Genomic DNA, 18,409 nt, shown 5'->3' with positions numbered 1-18,409 from the left:
GAGACGGCCATGGCGGACCTTGACATTCACCTGTCGGCGCTGGACAAGTGCCGCACGGCCATCCACACGGCCGCCGGCCAGTACGACGAGACCCTGCGTGAGGGCAACCCCGGTGAGCTCACCTACGACGCGGACGACGAGCTGAAGAACAACCGCACCCCGGTCAGCGCCGACGCCTTCGGCGACCTGACCGACTCGGGCGCCCTGGCCGGGGCGGCCGACACCGTCTGGACGACCATGTTCAGGGAGATGAACGAGGCCCGCAGAAAGCTCGGCGAGACCGAGCGGGGCCTGAGCAACGTGGAGGAGAACATCCGCGAGGCGCACCGGGCGACGTCGTGAGCGTCTCCCACCTGCCCGGCGGCGAGAAGCTCGACGCGATGCTGAAGAAGGTCACCGGCGACCCTGACAAGATCAACGGCATCGCGACGACCTGGCGGAACCTCTCCGGCGAGATCCACGAGTTCGCCGAGGCGCTGACCGCCGCCGTCGCCGGGGTGGACAAGGCCTGGCAGGGCCGCTCGGCCGACCAGTTCGACACGTACATGCGCAAGTACGGCACCGCGGCCGAGCACCTGAAGGTGGCCCTGATCAACTCCGCCACCGGGCTCGACACCGCCGCCACCGCGCTGCGCTCGGCCAAGACCGACATCGCCACCATCTGCCGGGACCTGGCCGGCAGCGCGACCAACTACCGGACCAAGTTCCTCGCGGGCGACCCCGACGCCACGGAGGAGGACCTTCGGCCGGGGCTGCGCAAACTGGTGGACCAGGCGGTCAAGGAGGCCCAGCCGCATGTGGACGCCGCCGACAAGGCCGTGACCAAGGCCAAGAAGGACCTCAAGCAGTTCCTCGACGATCGCGAGCTGACCTTCCGCGCCATTCCCGCGGTGTCCACCCAGCAGTTCACGCCGGCGAAGGGCAGGAAGCTCGACTGGGAGCCCGATCCCGACTACCAGCAGCGGGACCGCACCTCCCCGTCGGGCGGGAGCGGCGGTCCGACGTCCGGCACCTCCGCCTCCGGCTACGGTTACGGCCCCAGCGGCCCGCCCCCGTCAGGTGGCAGGCCCGCGCCCACCGGGCAGGTCAAGGAATGGATCGATCAGGCCATGGAGATCCTGCGGCAGCATGGCGTCCCGGACTCGAAGATGAACCCGGCCGACATCGCGGCGATCATCCTGCACGAGTCCGGGAACAACCCGAACGCGATCAACGAGTGGGACTCCAACGCCGCCGCCGGCACGCCGTCCAAGGGCCTGATGCAGACCATCGACCCGACCTTCAACGCCTACAGGCTGCCGGGGCCCGGCGACATCTACGACCCCGTCCAGAACATCATCGCCGGGGTGCGCTACGCCATCAGCCGCTACGGCTCGGTCTCCAACGTGCCGGGACTGAACAACGGCGACGGCGGCTACATCGGATACTGATCGGCGAGCCCGTCGGCCGGGCTCGCCGATCAGCGGCCGTCAGCCGCAGCTGGCCCAGTCGGCGCTGGTGCTGCCGGTGGTGGAGCTGCCGGAGAAACGCACGCACTTGCCCTTGGCGGGCAGCTTGACCGGCCCCGCGTAATACTCGAAGCTGCCGCTGTCGGTCTTGCTGCCGCCGCCCTGCACCTCCAGCGTGGCGCTGACCGCCGTCTTCTTGCCCACGTTCAGGGTCTTCATGGTGACCACGCAGTTCTGGCCGGCGCTGTCGCTCCAGAGCTGGTACGTCACGCCGCCCGCGAACGACTGGAAGCGCTGGACGTTGTAGCCGGAGCCGCACACCTGCGTCGGCGTGTAAGGGTTCTTCGCCTCCGCCGGAGGGGGCGTGGTCTTCGTCGGGGTCGGCTTCGGCTGAGCCGTCGTCTTCGTGGGAGTCGGCTTCGGCTGCTGCGTCGGCTTCTGGGTGGGCGTCTTCGTCGGGGTCTTGGTGGGCTGCACCGTCTTGGTGACCGTCGCGGCCGGCTTGGTCGGCTGCTTGGTCGTGGCCGCCCGCTTGGTGGTGGTGACCGTCGGCGTGGGCACCACGACCGGCTGCGTGGGGATGGCCGCCGGGCTGGTGGGCGCCGTGGTCAGATCCGGCACCTGGCCCGTGGGCGCGTCCGAAGGCCACTCGGTCGGCAGCACCAGGGGGCCCACCCCGGACTCGTCGGGGGAGGTGGTGACGGCCCACGGCGGGGTGACCTCGGTCTGCGGGGTCTCGCCCATCGGGAGGGTGTCATCCGGGCCGGCGGTCGGCTCGGCCGAGGCGGACTCCTTGCCCGACCCCACGCCTGCCTCGGCCGCCGAGGAGGAGTTGACCTGCTGGAACTGGACGTACTCGCTGGCGCCCCACAGACCCACACCGGACAACACCGCGATCACGCCCACCCCGGCGATCAGCGCCAGGGGCGCGCGGCGGCGCGGCTTCTGCGCGGGCTGCCCGTTCGGCATCGCCTCAAGCCTGATCTGGTGGTACGGCTGCTGGTGCTGCTGCCGGTCGGGATCCGGCGGCCCCCACATCGGCTCCTCCGCCTGCTGCGGCCCCGACGGCACCGCCATGCCGTGCATGGCAGCCCCCTGCATGGGCGGCCCTTGTACGACCGGCCCCTGCAAAGGCGGCCCCTGCATAGGGGAACCCGGTACGACCGGCCCCTGCATCGGCGGGCCTTGCATGGACGGATCCTGCATGGACGGATCCTGCATGGGCGGGCCCTGCATGGGCGGGCCCTGCATGGGCGGGCCCTGCATGGACGGCCCCTGCATGGACGGCCCCTGCATGGGCGAGCCCCCTATCGGCGGACCTTGTCCGACCGGACCCTGCAAGGGCGGGCCCTGCACAGGTGGGCCCTGCATCGGCGGGTGCTGACCCATCGGGGGGCCCTGGGTCCAGGGGCTCTGGGGCGGCACCATCGGCGCCGGGCCGATCGCGTCAGGGACCGGGGCCGCCAGGGCGGGACGGTCGCCGAGGAAGCCCTGCGGCGGCCCGCCCTGGACGGGCACGCCCTCGATGACGGTCTGGGCGGCGGCCGGCGGCGGCGCGGAGGGCGGGCCCGTGTCACCGAGCACCTGCATGAGGGCGCTGTAGACGGTGGGCCGCCGCGCGGTCTCCTTGGCCAGCGCCGACAGCAGCACGCCGCGCATCGGCTGGGCCTCGATGTCCACCTCGGGCTCGCCGTTCAGCACCGCGTCCCGGTCGGCGAACGGCGCCTTGCCGGTGCCCGCGAAGGTGATCGTGGCGGCCCAGGCGAAGACGTCCGCGTACGGGCCGTACTGCAGGCCGTGGAGCTGCTCGGGAGCCTGGAAGGCGACCTCGCCGGCGGGATCGCCGAGCGCGGCGTCGGTCACGCGGGGGCCGTCGGCGCCGAGAATGACGTTGTGCGGGCTGAGCGCCCGGTGTGACAGGCCCGCGAGGTGGATCGCCGACAGCGCGGTGAGCACGCCGACCGCCACCCGTTCGAGCGCGTCCCCGCTCAGCGGCCCGTCGTCCGCCACCACCTCGGCCAGGCTCCTGCCTTCGACGTGCTCGCGCACGACATAAGGCCGGTCCCCCAGATATCCGGCGTCGAGCACCCTGGCCACGTAGGAGCTGGAGATCCGTTGCGCGTCCAGTTGCGGCACCGGCGCGTCAGCGGCGCGGTCGGGCTCGGGCGGCAGCAGCTTGATCGCGAGGAGGGGCGCGTCGTCGGATTCGCGGCCCAGGAAGATCTCTCCGCGCGGCCCCTCCGCGAGGAGCCCGACAACCCCGAAAGCGCCGATCCGCTCCGGGTCCCCAGGGCGCAACGGGTGCATGCCAAACCTCTCCGCAGAAACCATCTAATCGATCACATTCAACCAGATCCGTCACATAAGCCACGGGCGTTTCATGGTTGAACCCGACAATTCACTGTTCCGTATTCTTGCGGGCTCAGTGAGGCGAGATCAGTCGTCTTCTTGCGGGCTCAGTGAGGCGAGATCAGTCGTCTTCTTGCGGGCTCAGTGAGGCGAGATCAGTCGTCCCGGCCGGCCCGCCACCCCCTGCGATGCCCCATGGGGATCACCGCGCGGGTGACCACCACGAGCAGCCCCAGCCCCATGCCGAGCCCGGCGACCAGCAGGGCCAGCCGGATCGCGTCGTGATCCACGGGCGGCGCCTGGGTCACGACGCCGGCCGGGAGCGGGCTGAGCGGAGGCGGCGCGACCACGGGGGCGTTGGCCGGCTCGAACGGCAGGATCGCGCTGACCGCGAGCATCGGGTTGACCATCCCCGCCTTCCCCCCGCTCGCGACGCCGTCGGCGGTGGTCACGATGCGCTTCAGGACCTGCGCCTGGTCCAGGGACGGGAAGCGGGCCCGTACGAGCGCGGCCACCCCGGCCACGTAGGGGGCGGCGTAACTGGTCCCCCTGAGGTCCTTGAAATAGGAGCGGCCCGGCCAGGTGGAGGTGACCCCCTGCCCGGGGCCGAGCACGGCGACGGGCGTCTTGACGTTGGAGAAGTCGGACAGGTGGCCGTTCGGCCCGGCCGCGCCCACCGCCAGCACCCCCTCGTACGAGGCGGGGTAGTCGGGGATGGGCGTGCCGTCCTCCTTCTTGATGTTGCCCGCCGCGGCCACGATCAGCGCGTCCTTGGCCAGCGCGTACGCCACGGCCTGCCGCAGCGCCGGCTGGTCGGACGTCGACACCGACACGTTGATGACCTTGGCGCCCACGTCGGCGGCGGACTTGATGGCCCTTACCAGCAGGTCGGGGTCGCCGTCCCGCTCGGCGTTGGTCTGCTTGTAGACCAGCAGCCTGGCCTCCGGCGCCATGCCGTAGAACGGCACGCCCTTGAGGTGCCTGGCGCCGATGATGCCCGCCACCGCGGTCCCGTGCCCGACGCAGTCACGGATGCCGGTGCGGGTGAGATCGGCCTTGCCCGCCACGCGGAGCTGCGGATGGGTCAGGTCGACGCCGCTGTCGATGATCGCCACGGACACGCCCGCGCCGGTCGACAGCGACCACACGCGCCTGGGGTCGAGCCGCTGCTGCGCCCACGACTCACCGACCTGCATGCTGCCTCGGGGCGGTTGACACTTCTCCGGCGCGATCGCGGGTGCGAGCGGGAGGTGCAGCCCCAGCAGGCCTGCCAGGAAGGCGTGACCGATCATGTCGGAACAGCCTAGTCCGGTCATCCGGAAGCCCCGGCCCGGACCGGGGCTTCGCGGGCGTCAGCGGGTGGCGGACTCGATGTTGCCCCGGTAGGTGTTGATGACGCGCGAGGCCTCGTTGAGCTCTTCGGACATGCGCTGGAAGGCGGTGCGGTAGTTCTGCCAGGCGCCCTGGAACTTCTGCGCTCCTGGGCCGGTCCAGGCAGTGCCGACCTTGGCCGCCTCGCGGTCCAGCGCCGCCACCGTGGCACGCACGGCCTCCGACTGCTGGGTGAACTGGGCGGCCATGGCCTGCATTTCTCCGGGATCGCCACCGAGCATGCTCTGACTCATGCGTACCTCCTGGATCGACGTGAAAGCGCCCTCACACTAAACGCGCCACTTGTCCATCGCCTGGGGTTATGCCGAGCGGCTATGGTCTTCCCGGCGCAATGGCCTGCCCTGGGCCGCTGAACCGCAGGCCAAAGCCAACACTTACACTCCGTGGAGTGCTCGCCGAGGAAGGACGGACGCCGGTGCAGAAGGTTCTGATCGCCAACCGTGGAGAGATCGCCGTGCGGGTGGCCCGCGCGTGCCGGGACGCCGGCATCACCAGTGTGGCCGTCTACGCCGACCAGGATCTGGACTCCCTCCATGTCAGAGTGGCCGACGAGGCCTACTCCCTGGACGGACAGTCGCCCGCCGAGACCTACCTCGACATCCCCAAGCTGCTGCGGATCGCCGAGCGGTCCGGCGCGGACGCCGTGCACCCCGGCTACGGCTTCCTGGCGGAGAACGCCGGCTTCGCCCAGGCCGTCATCGACGCGGGCCTGACCTGGATCGGGCCGCCGCCGGCCGCCATCACCGCGCTCGGCGACAAGGTGCAGGCCAGGCACATCGCCCAGAAGGTGGGGGCGCCGCTGGTCGCGGGCACCAAGGACCCGGTCTCCGGCGCCGCCGAGGTGGTCGCCTTCGCCGAGGAGCACGGGCTGCCGATCGCCATCAAGGCGGCCTACGGCGGCGGCGGGCGCGGCATCAAGGTGGCGCGCACCCTCGACGAGGTCGCCGAGCTGTACGACTCGGCGGTGCGCGAGGCCGTGGCCGCCTTCGGCAGGGGCGAGTGCTTCGTGGAGCGCTATCTCGACCGGCCGCGCCACGTCGAGACCCAGTGTCTGGCCGACCAGTACGGCGACGTGGTCGTGGTCAGCACCCGCGACTGCTCGCTGCAGCGCCGCCACCAGAAGCTGGTGGAGGAGGCGCCCGCCCCGTTCCTGTCACGCGAGCAGCTCGACGCCCTCTACGACAGCTCCAAGGCGATCCTGCGCGAGGCCGGCTACGTCGGCGCGGGCACCTGCGAGTTCCTCGTCGGCCAGGACGGCACGATCTCCTTCCTGGAGGTCAACACCCGCCTGCAGGTCGAGCACCCGGTCTCGGAGGAGGTCACCGGGATCGACCTGGTGCGCGAGATGTTCCGGATCGCGGACGGCGAGGCGCTCGGCTACGGCGACCCGGAGGCGCGCGGCCACTCCATCGAGTTCCGGATCAACGCCGAGGACGCCGGCCGGGGTTTCCTGCCCGCGCCCGGCACGCTCACCGTGCTGCGGCCGCCGTCGGGCCCCGGCGTGCGGCTCGACGCCGGCTACGAAGCCGGGATGACGGTGCCGCAGACGTTCGACTCGCTGGTGGCCAAGCTGATCGTGACCGGCCGGACGCGGCGGGAGGCGCTGGAGCGCGCCCGCCGGGCGCTGGCCGAGTTCGAGATCGACGGCATGCCGACCGTGCTGCCGTTCCACCGCGCGGTCGTGTCGGACCCGGCCTACACCGCAGAGCCGTTCGCCGTCCACACCCGGTGGATCGAGACCGAGTTCGACAACACCATCGAGCCGTACGCGGGCGACACGCAGGCGGCCGAGCCCGAGGCGCGCGAGCGGGTCACGGTCGAGGTGGGCGGCAAGCGCCTGGAGGTGGTGCTGCCGGCGGGTCTGGGCACGGCGTCGGCTACGCCCTCGGCGAACAAACCCAGGCGCTCCCAGGGTGGTGGGAAGAAGACCGCCGCGAGCGGCGACTCGCTGGTCACCCCCATGCAGGGCACCATCGTCAAGGTCGTCGCGGGAGACGGTGACACGGTGGCCGAGGGCGACACCGTCGTGGTGCTGGAGGCCATGAAGATGGAGCAGCCACTGGCCGCCCACAAGTCGGGCACCATCACCGGGCTCAGCGCGGCGGTCGGGCAGACCGTGACCTCCGGCGCGACGATCTGTGAGATCAAGGACGTTTGACACGCCCGTGTCAAACCAGATCGCCGGCGAAGGCTCCGTGGGCCGGTCAACGGTGGCGCTCCGATCTCCGACAGGCCACGCGCCTGGACGGCTCGGGGCGGGTAACGTGCGCAGTGAGGAACTTTGCCGACCGCCCGTTCGTCCTCATGGGCGAAGGAGGCTTGCTGCCAATGAGACATCCGCTGCGCCGAGCAGGGGCCGCAGTCGCGGCTCTGATCGCCGGTCTACTCGTCATCCTTGCGCTATCCCCTGCCGCCAACGCGGCGGCACCGCCGGACGCTCAATCCGTGGTGTCCCACTTCAAGGACAATAAGGACCCTCTTTTTGTGGCACCCGGCTCCACGTTGAGCTCGGACGATCAGTCGCAGATCCGGGATGCGCTCAAGGCATCCAAGAGCGATATCTATGTGGCCGCGCTGCCTGACGGCTCGGTGACCGACCCCGCGACCTATGTCCGCAGTGTCGGCACCGAACTGCAGAAGGCCAAGGCCGCCACGTCCGGCGGCCAGTGGACCTTGGTGGTGCTCGACGGCCCGTCGATGTTCGCCGCGTCCAACTTCGGCCGCGCCGGCATGACCGACCAGCTCTCCAAGCTCGCCGTGCGCAACAACGACAACGTCGTGGCGGGCATGGACGACTTCATCCAGCGGGTCAACTACATGGCCGAGGGCAAGACGCGCTCCGCGCTGGACTCCGGCCCGGTGGGCGGCAGCGGTGGCGGCACCGGCGTCCTGGTGACGCTGGGCGTGCTCGCGCTGGCCGGCGGTGGCGGCTACTTCCTCTACTCCCGTAACCGGAAGAAGAAGCAGGCCATCCAGGACGCCAAGGACCTGGCCGCGGTCAAGCAGACCGTCGAGGAGGACGTCACCAAGTTCGGTGAGGAGATCACCGCGCTCGACACCGACGTCATGCTCGAAGGCGAGGGCGGCCAGCACATCGACGAGTGGCAGAAGGCTCTCGACGCCTACGAGAAGGCCAAGACGCAGCTCAACGCGGTCGAGCGGGCCGACCAGGTTCGCGAGGTGACCGGGACGCTGGAGGACGGCCGCTACTCGCTGGCCGTGGTGAAGGCCAAGGTCAACAAGCAGCCGGTGCCCGAGCGGCTCGCGCCCTGCTTCTTCAACCCGCAGCACGGCCCGTCGGTGCGCAACGTGCGCTGGGCGCCGCAGGGTGGCGTGGCGCGTGACGTGCCCGCCTGCTCGGCCGACGCCGAGGCCGTGGAGCGCGGCTTCGACCCGCAGATGCGCGAGGTCATGGTCAACGGCGAGCGCCGTCCTTACTACGACGCGGGACCCGCCTACCAGCCGTACGCCTACGGCTACTACGGCGGCTTCGGCGACATCATGACCGGCATGTTCATCGGCACGATGATGGGCCACATGATGGGCGGCATGATGATGGGCGGCATGATGGGCGGCTACGGCGGCGACATGGGCGGCGGTGGCGACTTCGGTGGCGGTGGCGACTTCGGCGGTGGCGGCGACTTCGGTGGCGGCGGCGGCTGGGGCGACTTCGGCGGCGGCGACTTCGGCGGCGGCGACTGGTAGTCCCTTCTGACCCTTGGCACGATCAGGGCGCGTTCCTTCGGGAGCGCGCCCTTCGTCGTTTCAGCACCTGTCTCGGGGCAGGTCTCCCACCATGGCTCAACAAACTTCGAAATTACGTATTATCGGAAATATGAAGGTCATCACCCTCGTATCCGGACTGGTCACCGCCCTCCTCGCCCTGCTCATCGCCCCTGCCCCGCCCACGCTGGGCCCACGGACGACCGGCGACCCCGCTCTGGCCAAGCTGGTCCGGCAGGCGGCCGGGGAGCAGGGATACCGGGGCCTGTCGGTGGCCATGATCGGCGACGGCGGCATCACGCACGCGGGGGTCGGCGACACCGGCGGGCCCGATCCACGGCCCGTGGGGCCCGAGACGGCCTACGAGCTGGGCTCCATCGCCAAGGCGGCGACCGGGATGCTGCTGGCGGACCTGGCCGCCGACGGCCTGTCCCCCGACACCCAGCTCCGCGAGCTGCTGCCCGGGGTGCGGTTCTCCGACCCGGCCGTGGGCACGGTCACGCTCGCCGAGCTCTCCTCGCACCGCTCGGGCCTGCCCCGGCTGCGGCTGACGCCGATGACGTTCGCCCGGTCGTACGTCTCGACCCTCACCGGCGCCGACCCGTACGGCGCGCAGGGACCGCAGGCCGTGCTGGACGATCTGGCGGCCGTCAGCCTGCGGGACCGTGGCACGGTGAGCTACTCCAACCTCGGCGCGGCCGTGCTCGGCCTGGCGCTGGCGGAGCACGCGGGCACCGACTACGCGAGCCTGCTGCGCACGCGGATCCTCGCCCCGCTCGGCATGGACGCGACCGTGGTCCTGGCCCCGCGGGACCCGCTGCCCGCCGGGCATGCCGCCGGCCAGGACGAGAACGGCCGGCCCATGGATCCGTGGCGGGACCACGGCTCGGCGGGCGCGGGCGGCGCGGTCTGGTCCACCACCGGCGACATCGCCAAGCTGGTGCGGGCGGTCATGGAAGGCAGGGCTCCGGGCGCGGACGCGGCCACCCCGCGCTTCACCGAGAAGCCGGACCGCCGTATCGGCTACGGCTGGTTCACCACCAGGCACGGCGAGCGGGACATCACCTGGCACAACGGGGCGACCGGCGGGTTCAGCACCTACGCCGCCTTCGACCGGGCGGCCGGGCGTGGCGTGGTGGTCATGGGCAACACCAGCAAGTCGGTCCAGAGCGTGGGCCTTCGCCTCCTGGGCGTCAGCACGCCCGGCGACGACGAACGGCCGCCGATCCAGGCGCTCGCGTTCGCCATCCTGTTCTCCTTCGCGGGCCTCGGCCTGCTCGTCTCGGCGTTCCGCAACCCCCGGCTGGACCGGCTGTCGGTGACGGGCCGGTTCCTGTGGGCGGCCCTGTTCCTCTGGCTGGCGCACGGGACCGGCGGCTGGTCGTTCGTCCCGCCGTTCGTCTGGGCCCTCGGCGCGGGCGTCCTGGCGGCGGGCACCGCCGCGGCGCTGACCCGCTGGCGTGCCATGCCGCTGAGCGGCGCACCCCTGACCTGGCGCTCCTGGCCGGGCCCGGCCCTCCCGGCCGTCCTCCTGATCGCCTTCGGCCTCGCCACGGCCCTGTGATCAGACCGGCGTCCGTCGTACGCTGAGTCGCGTACCAGACGGACAGGAGGCTGAGGTGGCAGGGACGACGCAGGCCGGGACGACGGTCGCCGAGGTGATGGCCGAGCTGGCCGACCTCGCGGACCCGAAGATCCGCGAGGTGAACGAGAGGCACGGCGACGATCACGGTGTGAACCTCGGCAAGCTGCGCGCGCTCGCGAAGCGGCTGAAGACGCAGCAGGAGCTCGCGTACCGGCTCTGGGAGACCGATGACACCGCGGCGAGACTGCTGGCCCTCCTGATCTGCCGGCCGAAGGCGTTCGGGCGGGACGAACTGGACGTCATGCTGCGCGAGGCGCGCGCACCCAAGGTGCACGACTGGCTCGTGAACTACGTGGTGAAGAAGAACCCGCACGCCGAAGAGCTCCGCCTGGCCTGGTCCGCCGATCCGGACCCCGTGGTCGCGAGCGCCGGCTGGGCGCTGACCACCGAACGCGTGACGAAGAAGCCCGAGATCCTCGATCTCACCGGGCTGCTCGACGTCATCGAGACGGAGATGAAGGACGCCCCGGATCGCCTGCAGTGGGCGATGAACCACTGCCTGGCCCAGATAGGCATCGACCACGCCGAGCACCGCACCCGGGCCATCGACATCGGTGAGCGCCTGGAGGTGCTCAAGGACTATCCCACTTCTCCAGGCTGTACGTCTCCGTTCGCCCCGGTCTGGATCACCGAGATAGTGCGCCGGCAAGGCGATTAGATCGATCGGCTCGGCGTGATCTTGCTGCCCCAGACCGCTTCCCTATGGGGGCGCCCGTCTTCTCGTCCTGGCCATCACGCGATGGCCATCACGCGATGGCCAGGACGAGAGAGGCGCTGGCAAGCGCCAGGAAGATGCCGGGAAACACGATCTTGGAGAACGCGCGGGCGCGTACGTGCGCGGCGATGGCTCCGATGAAGAACAGGACAAGCCCGATCGCGGCGGCGATGCCGATGAACCGATCACCGAAGATCCCGAGCAGGAGCCCAGCGGCTCCGGCGGCCTTGAGCGCTCCGAGCAAGGGGAGCCAGGACAGCGGGAGATCCAGTTCAGCCGCGTTGCCGAGGACGAACTTGGCCTTCGCGAAGTCGGCGCCGGCGGCCCAGACGTTGGCCGCGATCGTGAGGACGGTGACGATCGCATAGGCGCTGTACATTCGTATCCCCCTTCAGCGAAGCAGGCAGCAGGCCATCCGCGGCTCGCTTGCTGGATCAAGCCTTGCCGAGCCCCTTTCCCGGAGTCCAATATCTGCATCTATAACCTGGCGGGATGGATGTCGACACCCGGCTGTTGCGCTACTTCATCGCCGTATCGGAGGAGGGAAGCCTCACCCGCGCCGCCGAACGACTGTTCGTGTCCCAGCCGGCGCTGACCAAACAGATCAAGCAACTCGAGGCCCTGCTCGGAGTGCGGCTCTTCACCCGATCCCGGGCCGGCATGGCCCTCACCGAACCAGGCCGAACCCTGATGGAGGGGGCGCCCGCCCTGCTGGCCGGCTGGGACCGGGCGCTGCGGGAAACCAAGAGCACGGCCAGCCGGGCAGCGCAGGTGCTGCGGGTCGGCTTCGTGGCCAGCGCCGCCAACGAGACCACCCAGCACATCATCGCGGCGTTCGCCCGTCGCCGGCCGGGATGGCGGGCTGAGATGCGGCACGCGTCATGGTCGAACCCAACGGCCGGACTCGCCCACGGAGACGTCGACGCCGCCCTGCTGCGACTGCCCTTCCCCGGCCAGGACACCCTGCGCGTGAAGGTGCTGCTCACCGAGCCCCGCTGGGTCGCGCTCCCCACCGCCCACCCGTTCGCCGCGCGCGAGCGGATCCCGTTCCGCGACCTGTGGGATGAGCCGTTCGTGGCGGCCCCGCCCGAAACGGGCCGGTGGCGGGACTACTGGCTGGCCACCGACGAACGTGACGGCCACCCGGTCCGCATCGGCGCGGTCACCGACCACCCCGACGACTGGCTCACCGCCATCGCCAACGGTTACGGCATCGCCCTCGCCCCTCGATCCGCCGCCCGCTTCTACGCCCGCCCCGGCGTCACCTACCGGCCCGTCAGCGGCGTCAGCCCCAGCCAGGTCGGCATCGCGTGGACTCCCGCCGACGACACCGATCCCGTCGTCCAGGACTTCATACGCTGCTGTCTGGAGAACCGACCGGCCCGAGCCGACGAGGCCACCGCCTGATCAGCCGCGACAGGCCCGATCTCGGCGGCTTATGAGCAGGCGGGCAGCGAGGCCCTTGCCTTCGCGCCCAAGCGAAATCACAACCCCACAAGCCCAGCGCGGCACAGCCTCAGATCTCAGAGCCCCGAAGCCTCGGGCTGCATGAGCCGGCGGGCCGCCTCGGTGATCGACCCGGACAGCGACGGATAGACGGCGAAGGTGTGGGCGAGCTGCCCCACCGTCAGGCGCTGCTGCACCGCCACCGACACGGCCAGGATCAGCTCCGACGCGCGCGGTGCCACCACCACGCCCCCCAGCACGATCCCGGTGTGCGGCCGGCAGAAGAGCTTGACGAACCCGTCGTTGAAGCCCGACATCTTGGCCCGCGCGTTGGTGGCGAGCGGCAGCTTGACGACGTTGGCCTCGATCTCGCCCGCCTCGATCGCCCGCTGGGCGACGCCGACGGCGGCGATCTCCGGGTCGGTGAAGATGTTGGAGGCCACGGTCGCCAGCCGCAGCGGCTGGACGGCCTCGCCGAGCGCGTGCCAGACGGCGATGCGGCCCTGCATGGCGGCGACCGAGGCGAGCATGAGCACCCCGGTGCAGTCGCCGGCGGCGTAGACCCCGGGGGCGGAGGTGCGCGAGACCTTGTCGACCTTGATGAACCCGTTGCGGTCGAGCTGCACCCCGGCCTCCTCCAGGCCGATGCCGCCGGTGTTGGGCACCATGCCGACGGTCATCAGCGCGTGCGAGCCCTCGGCCGTTCGGCCGTCCTCCAGCGTCACCACGACGCCGTCGGCGGTGCGCTTGACGGAGGCGGCGCGCGAACGGCCCATGACGTTCATGCCGCGCCGGCGGTAGACCTCTTCGAGCACCTCGGCGCCGTCGGCGTCCTCGTTGGGCATCATCCGGTCGCGGCTGGAGACGAGCGTGACCTCGGCGCCGAGCGAGCGGTAGGCGCCGGCGAACTCCGCGCCCGTCACGCCTGACCCGACCACGATCAGATGCTCGGGCAGCTCGTCCAGATCATAAAGCTGGCGCCAGCTGAGGATCCGCTCGCCGTCGGGCTCCGCGCCGGGCAGGACGCGCGGGGTCGCGCCGGTGGCCACGAGCACCACGTCGGCCCGGATCGTACGGTCGCCGGCCCGGACGACCTGCGGGTCGACCAGCCGGCCGCGCGCCTTGACGATCTCGACGCCCTCGGCCTGGACCCGGGTGGCGATGTCGGCCGACTGCGCCTGCGCCAGCTCCTTGACCCGCTTGTTGACCAGCGGCAGATCGACCCGCGCCACGCCGACGTCACCATCGAGTCCACCGGTGAAGGCGACGCCCAGCGTAGGCGCGTCGAGCAGCGCCTGCTTGCGCACGGAGGTCGCGATCAGGGTCTTGGACGGCACGCAGTCGGTCAGCACGCAGGCCCCGCCTGGGCCGTCCTGCTCGACCATCGTGACCTGCGCGCCTAGCTGTGCCGCTACGAGCGCCGACTCGTAGCCGCCTGGTCCGCCACCAATGATCACAATCCTCGTCACGTATCCCATTCTCCTGCATCGGCTGTGCTGCTGACGATCGGGGCGGCCCTCGCGCGCTAGTCTTGGCTGCTGTGCCTGTCTACGCCGCCTACGGCAGCAACATGGACCCGGAGCAGATGGCCATGCGCGCCCCGCACTCGCCGGTGCGCGACGTGGGATGGCTGCCTGGCTGGCGTCTGACCTTCGGCGGGGAGATCTTCGGCTGGGAAGGCGCGATCGCCACCATCGTCGAGGACCCCGACGATCACGTCTTCGTCGTCCTGTATGACGTGCCCGAGAACGACGAGACCTCGCTCGACCAGTGGGAGGGCGCCTCACGCGGTCTCTATCACAAGGTCCGGCTGCGCGTGCAGACACTCGACGGCGAGGTCCTGGCCTGGTTCTACGTCCTGGACGGCTATGAGGGCGGCCTGCCCTCGGCCCGCTACCTGGGCATCCTGGCCGACGCCGCCGAGCGGGCGGGCGCCCCCGACGACTACGTCAAGGAGCTGCGGGGACGCCCGTGCAAGTCGCTGGGCTCCTGATCAGCTGAGCGGCAGGTGCTTGGTCTCCTTCAGCGCGAAGACGTACACCAGGGTGGAGATCAGCGCCAGCGCGGACATATACCACGGGAACAGCCCGGAGGCGTCCGCGTCCTTCAGCGCCGTGCCGATGAGCGGCGCCGTGCCACCGAAGATCGCCACGGTCAGCGAGTACGGGAACCCGGCGCCGGCCGCCCGCACCCGGGTCGGGAACAACTCGGCGTTGACCGCGGCCGAGATCGAGGTGAAGCAGCCGAGGAAGACCATGCCGACGCACTGGATGATCAGCAGGCTGGAGAACGAGTTCGACAGCATGCCCAGCAGCGGCACCGGCAGGATGGTGAACCCGAGGCCGAAGGTGATCAGCATGGGCTTGCGGCCGACCCGGTCCGACAGCATGCCGAGCAGCGGCTGCAGCACCATGAAGAAGACCAGCGAGATGGTGCTCACGGTGAGCGACTCGGCCTTGTCGAAGTTCACGTTCTGCTGGGCGTAGGTCGGCAGGAACGTGGTCCAGGTGTAGTACGCGACCGTGCCCGCGAGCGTGATGCCGACGATGAGCGCGGCCTTGGTGGGGTAGTGGAGCAGGAAGTCGAACAGCCCCGGCCGCTCGGCCCGGCCCGCCTTGATGTCGGCGGCTACGGTGCTGGTCTCTTCGGCGCCCTTGCGGATCCACAGGCCCACCAGGCTGATCACCGCGCCGACGACGAAGGCGATGCGCCAGCCGTAGGAGTTCATGTCGGTTTCGCTGAGCGAGAGGGCGAGCAGCGCGGCCAGGCCGGAGGCGAGCAGCTGGCCGATCGTGGTGCTGACGTACTGGAAGCTGGAGAACAAACCCCGGCGGCCGGGGGGCGCGGATTCCACCAGGAACGTGGTCGCGGCGGCGAACTCGCCGCCGACCGACAGGCCCTGGATCAGCCGGGCCAGCGTCAGGATGATCGGCGCGAGCACGCCCGCCGCCTCGTAGGTCGGCGTCACCGCCAGCAGCAGCGAGCCGAACCCCATCAACATGATCGTGAACGTCATCGCGGCCTTGCGGCCGAAACGGTCGGCGAACGCGCCGACCAGGAGCCCGCCCAGCGGCCGCATGAAGAAGCCGACCGCGAAGATCGCGAACGCGCTCAGCACCGGGACGAGCGGGTTGTCCGTCTCCGCGAAGATCTGCCCGGAGAAGTAGACGGCCAGGAAGCTGTAGGCGTACCAGTCGTACCACTCCACGACGTTGCCGACGCTGGCCGCGAAGAGCTGACGCAGGCGGCTTTTCGGGATGCCGATCGGGGAGGGGGCGGGGGGAGAGGTCACCACGAAGGGCTCCTTTGCTCAACAGTGCAGTAATGCCCTACTGTGCAAGCGAGCGACCAAAACAGTCAAATATCTGTCCACATTTTGGCGATCCCGACACGGAAGCGGCTCTCTTTGGACGTTCTCGACCGGCGGCTGATCGCCGCCCTCCAGGTCAGCCCGCGCGCGTCGTGGGGCGAGATCGGCCGGGCGGTCGGCGAGCACGAGCGCACCGTCGCGCGCCGCCTGCAGCGGCTGATCGCCGACGGGTACGTGCGGGTCACCGCCATCTACGACGACCTCCGCTCCGGTCACGGCCGCCCCGTCCACCTCCATGTGCAGGTACGTCCGGGCACCGCGGCGAGCGTGGCCCGGGCCATCGCCGACCGGCACGACACCCGCTCGGTCTATGCCCTGACCGGCGCCACCGACGTCGGCTGCGAGCTGGTCTCCCCCTCCAGGGACAAGCTGCACGACATCCTGTCCACGCAGATCAGCGGGATCGATGGGGTCGGACAGACGCAGACCCAGGTCGTCCTGCACACCTTCAGGACCGTCGCGGAGTGGCACGCGCCGTACCTCACCGAGCGGGAGCTGGCCGAGTTGCGGCCGCCGCCGCCGGACGCTCCCCTGCCGGACGTGGACGGGCTGTCACCGCTGGAGGAGGAGATCGCCGAGTTGCTGGCCGCCGACGGGCGGATCGCCTTCACCGCCATCGCCGAGCGGCTGGAGCTGTCGCTGCCGACCGCGCGCAGACGGGTCACCTCGCTCCTCGACCGGCGGCTCCTGCTGCTGCGGGCGGAGATCGAGCCGGCGCTGATCGGCCTGGAGGTGGAGGCCCAGCTCTGGCTCAAGGTCCGCCCGAACGGCTTGGACCGGGTCGGCCAGCGGCTGGCCGCACACCCCGACGTGCGCTACTGCGCCGCCACCACCGGCACTCATGGTCTGATCGTCCAGGTGGCCACCGCCCACGAGGAAGATCTCTACCGGTTCCTCTCCGGCGTCGTCGGCTTGCTCGACGAGGTCACCGACGTCAATGTCACTCTCATCACCCACGCGTACAAACGCGGCTATCTTCACAAGTCTGGCCTGCTCACCCTGGAGAAGACACCATGATCCCTACCGCCGAGAACGAAGTCGCCGACCTGTGCGTGGAGCTCATCAAGGTCGACAGCAGCAACTACGGGGACGGCAGCGGCCCCGGTGAGCGCGCCGCGGCCGAGGTCGTCATGGCCAGGCTCGCCGAGGTGGGCATCGACGCCACCTACATCGAGAGCGAGCCCGGTCGCGGCAATGTGATCACCCGGATCGAGGGCACCGACCCGTCGCTGCCCGCGCTGCTCGTCCACGGCCACCTCGACGTGGTGCCCGCCAACGCCGCCGACTGGACCGTCGACCCGTTCGCCGGCGAGGTGCGCGACGGCTACATCTGGGGTCGCGGCGCGGTCGACATGAAGGACATGGACGCCATGATGCTGGCGCTGGTCCGCCGGCTCGCCAGGGACGGCCGCAGGCCGCGCCGCGACCTGGTCTTCGCCTGGGTCGCCGACGAGGAGGCGGGCGGCGTGTACGGCGCCAAATACCTGACCAAGAACCACCCCGAGCTGTTCGAAGGCGTCACCGAGGCGATCAGCGAGGTCGGCGGTTACTCGCTGGAAGTGGACCCGTCGCTGCGGCTCTACCTGATCGAGACGGCCCAGAAGGGCCTGGCCTGGATGAAGCTCGTCGCCGACGGCACCGCTGGCCACGGCTCCATGCTCAACTCCGACAACGCCGTCACCGAGGTGGCCAAGGCCGTCGCCCGGATCGGCGCCCACGAGTGGCCCATCACGCTCACCCCGACCGTGCACCGCTTCCTCAGCGAGACCGCCGACGCGTTCGGGCTGCCCTTCGACGAGCACGACCCCGCGCCCATCCTGGACAAGATCGGGCCGCTGATCCGCTTCGTCGGCGCCACGCTCAGCCACACCACCAACCCCACCCAGCTCGGCGCCGGCTACAAGTCGAACGTCATCCCCGGCCAGGCGACCGCCGTCGTCGACGGCCGCTTCCTGCCCGGCCACGAGGAGGAGTTCTTCAAGACCGTCGACTCGCTGATCGGGCCCAAGGTGCGCCGCGAGTTCGTGCACCACGACATCGCGCTGGAGACCGGCTTCGACGGCGCGCTGGTCGAGTCGATGATCGCGGCGCTCAAGGCCGAGGACCCGACGGCGCGGGCGGTGCCGTACTGCATGTCGGGTGGCACCGACAACAAGACGTTCTTCGCCGACCTGGGGGTGCGCGGGTTCGGGTTCGTGCCGCTGCGACTGCCCGCCGACATGGACTTCGCCTCGATGTTCCACGGCGTGGACGAGCGGGTGCCGGTGGAAGCGCTGCGATTCGGCGTGCGGGTGCTGGACAGGCTCCTCCTAAACTACTGA

At 70.5% G+C, this 18,409-nt stretch carries 16 protein-coding genes; 10 read left to right on the top strand and 6 right to left on the bottom strand.

Features of this window, described 5'->3' with window-relative positions:
- The first annotated feature begins 9 nt into the window (after positions 1-9).
- Together OHA68_RS19915 and OHA68_RS19910 are read left to right on the top strand one after the other, a co-directional pair.
- Complete coding sequence (locus OHA68_RS19915) at positions 10-342, top strand: hypothetical protein (protein ID WP_189144515.1); 333 nt, start codon at positions 10-12, stop codon at positions 340-342.
- Positions 339-1,430, top strand: coding sequence for a transglycosylase SLT domain-containing protein (locus OHA68_RS19910; protein WP_327108963.1), 1,092 nt, complete (start codon positions 339-341; stop codon positions 1,428-1,430). The genes OHA68_RS19915 and OHA68_RS19910 overlap by 4 nt, the downstream gene beginning before the upstream one ends.
- A 39-nt stretch (positions 1,431-1,469) precedes the next feature.
- On the opposite strand, the gene OHA68_RS19905 is transcribed toward OHA68_RS19910, so the two are convergent.
- From OHA68_RS19905 to OHA68_RS19895, 3 genes are all read right to left on the bottom strand, one after another.
- Complete coding sequence (locus OHA68_RS19905; RefSeq protein ID WP_327108962.1) at positions 1,470-3,755, bottom strand: serine/threonine protein kinase; 2,286 nt, start codon at positions 3,753-3,755, stop codon at positions 1,470-1,472.
- Positions 3,756-3,952: 197 nt separating this feature from the next.
- Positions 3,953-5,089, bottom strand: coding sequence for a S8 family serine peptidase (locus tag OHA68_RS19900; RefSeq protein WP_327108961.1), 1,137 nt, complete (start codon positions 5,087-5,089; stop codon positions 3,953-3,955).
- A 60-nt stretch (positions 5,090-5,149) separates the two neighbouring features.
- Positions 5,150-5,422, bottom strand: a complete 273-nt coding sequence (locus OHA68_RS19895; RefSeq protein WP_189144511.1) for a WXG100 family type VII secretion target — start codon at positions 5,420-5,422, stop codon at positions 5,150-5,152.
- A gap of 182 nt (positions 5,423-5,604) precedes the next feature.
- Here OHA68_RS19895 and OHA68_RS19890 point away from each other — a divergent pair, with 182 nt between their 5' ends.
- The 4 genes from OHA68_RS19890 to OHA68_RS19875 all read left to right on the top strand — a co-directional run bounded on the left by OHA68_RS19890 (position 5,605) and on the right by OHA68_RS19875 (position 11,215).
- Positions 5,605-7,347: an acetyl/propionyl/methylcrotonyl-CoA carboxylase subunit alpha gene (locus OHA68_RS19890; protein WP_327108960.1), complete on the top strand. Its 1,743-nt coding sequence runs from the start codon at positions 5,605-5,607 to the stop codon at positions 7,345-7,347.
- A 407-nt stretch (positions 7,348-7,754) separates the two neighbouring features.
- Positions 7,755-8,894 carry a hypothetical protein gene (locus tag OHA68_RS19885; RefSeq protein ID WP_327108959.1) on the top strand — a complete coding sequence of 380 codons (1,140 nt, stop codon included), beginning with the start codon at positions 7,755-7,757 and terminating at the stop codon, positions 8,892-8,894.
- A 130-nt stretch (positions 8,895-9,024) separates the two neighbouring features.
- On the top strand, positions 9,025-10,476 hold the full coding sequence (locus OHA68_RS19880; RefSeq protein WP_327108958.1) for a serine hydrolase domain-containing protein: 1,452 nt from the start codon (positions 9,025-9,027) through the stop codon (positions 10,474-10,476).
- 97 nt (positions 10,477-10,573) lie between these two features.
- Positions 10,574-11,215, top strand: a complete 642-nt coding sequence (locus OHA68_RS19875) for a DNA alkylation repair protein (protein WP_327109528.1) — start codon at positions 10,574-10,576, stop codon at positions 11,213-11,215.
- Positions 11,216-11,303: 88 nt separating this feature from the next.
- Here OHA68_RS19875 and OHA68_RS19870 read toward each other — a convergent pair whose 3' ends face one another.
- Positions 11,304-11,651, bottom strand: a complete 348-nt coding sequence (locus tag OHA68_RS19870) for a DoxX family protein (protein WP_327108957.1) — start codon at positions 11,649-11,651, stop codon at positions 11,304-11,306.
- Positions 11,652-11,764: 113 nt separating this feature from the next.
- Between OHA68_RS19870 and OHA68_RS19865 the strand changes: the two genes are divergently transcribed.
- Positions 11,765-12,679 (top strand): LysR family transcriptional regulator, encoded by a 915-nt coding sequence (locus tag OHA68_RS19865; RefSeq protein ID WP_327108956.1) that lies wholly within the window; start codon positions 11,765-11,767, stop codon positions 12,677-12,679.
- 116 nt (positions 12,680-12,795) lie between these two features.
- Here the strand turns inward: OHA68_RS19865 and OHA68_RS19860 are convergent, their stop codons facing one another.
- Positions 12,796-14,187: an NAD(P)H-quinone dehydrogenase gene (locus OHA68_RS19860; RefSeq protein WP_189144493.1), complete on the bottom strand. Its 1,392-nt coding sequence runs from the start codon at positions 14,185-14,187 to the stop codon at positions 12,796-12,798.
- Between the two features lie 71 nt (positions 14,188-14,258).
- On the opposite strand from OHA68_RS19860, the gene OHA68_RS19855 reads away from it, so the two are divergent.
- Positions 14,259-14,711 (top strand): gamma-glutamylcyclotransferase, encoded by a 453-nt coding sequence (locus OHA68_RS19855; RefSeq protein ID WP_189144492.1) that lies wholly within the window; start codon positions 14,259-14,261, stop codon positions 14,709-14,711.
- Here OHA68_RS19855 and OHA68_RS19850 read toward each other — a convergent pair whose 3' ends face one another.
- Positions 14,712-16,013 carry an MFS transporter gene (locus OHA68_RS19850; protein ID WP_327108955.1) on the bottom strand — a complete coding sequence of 434 codons (1,302 nt, stop codon included), beginning with the start codon at positions 16,011-16,013 and terminating at the stop codon, positions 14,712-14,714. It abuts the gene before it with no gap.
- 111 nt (positions 16,014-16,124) lie between these two features.
- Here OHA68_RS19850 and OHA68_RS19845 point away from each other — a divergent pair, with 111 nt between their 5' ends.
- Complete coding sequence (locus OHA68_RS19845; RefSeq protein ID WP_327108954.1) at positions 16,125-17,105, top strand: Lrp/AsnC family transcriptional regulator; 981 nt, start codon at positions 16,125-16,127, stop codon at positions 17,103-17,105.
- Entirely contained in the window at positions 17,102-18,409 is a 1,308-nt protein-coding gene (locus OHA68_RS19840) for a M20/M25/M40 family metallo-hydrolase (RefSeq protein ID WP_189144490.1), read from the top strand. The genes OHA68_RS19845 and OHA68_RS19840 overlap by 4 nt, the downstream gene beginning before the upstream one ends.

Origin of the sequence: Nonomuraea glycinis (assembly GCF_035920485.1) — a bacterium.
Classification (GTDB): domain Bacteria; phylum Actinomycetota; class Actinomycetes; order Streptosporangiales; family Streptosporangiaceae; genus Nonomuraea; species Nonomuraea glycinis.
Note: the sequence above shows the minus strand (reverse complement) of the source record. Positions and strands in the feature narration are given on the sequence as shown.

What these genes read in the sequence shown, in the direction of transcription:
- OHA68_RS19915 (WP_189144515.1), top strand. Translation starts at nt 10, where the DNA reads ATGGCGGACCTTGACATTCACCTGTCGGCGCTGGACAAGTGCCGCACG.
- OHA68_RS19905 (WP_327108962.1), bottom strand. Translation starts at nt 3,755, where the DNA reads ATGCACCCGTTGCGCCCTGGGGACCCGGAGCGGATCGGCGCTTTCGGG.
- OHA68_RS19900 (WP_327108961.1), bottom strand. Translation starts at nt 5,089, where the DNA reads ATGATCGGTCACGCCTTCCTGGCAGGCCTGCTGGGGCTGCACCTCCCG.
- OHA68_RS19895 (WP_189144511.1), bottom strand. Translation starts at nt 5,422, where the DNA reads ATGAGTCAGAGCATGCTCGGTGGCGATCCCGGAGAAATGCAGGCCATG.
- OHA68_RS19880 (WP_327108958.1), top strand. Translation starts at nt 9,025, where the DNA reads ATGAAGGTCATCACCCTCGTATCCGGACTGGTCACCGCCCTCCTCGCC.
- OHA68_RS19875 (WP_327109528.1), top strand. Translation starts at nt 10,574, where the DNA reads ATGGCCGAGCTGGCCGACCTCGCGGACCCGAAGATCCGCGAGGTGAAC.
- OHA68_RS19870 (WP_327108957.1), bottom strand. Translation starts at nt 11,651, where the DNA reads ATGTACAGCGCCTATGCGATCGTCACCGTCCTCACGATCGCGGCCAAC.
- OHA68_RS19865 (WP_327108956.1), top strand. Translation starts at nt 11,765, where the DNA reads ATGGATGTCGACACCCGGCTGTTGCGCTACTTCATCGCCGTATCGGAG.
- OHA68_RS19840 (WP_189144490.1), top strand. Translation starts at nt 17,102, where the DNA reads ATGATCCCTACCGCCGAGAACGAAGTCGCCGACCTGTGCGTGGAGCTC.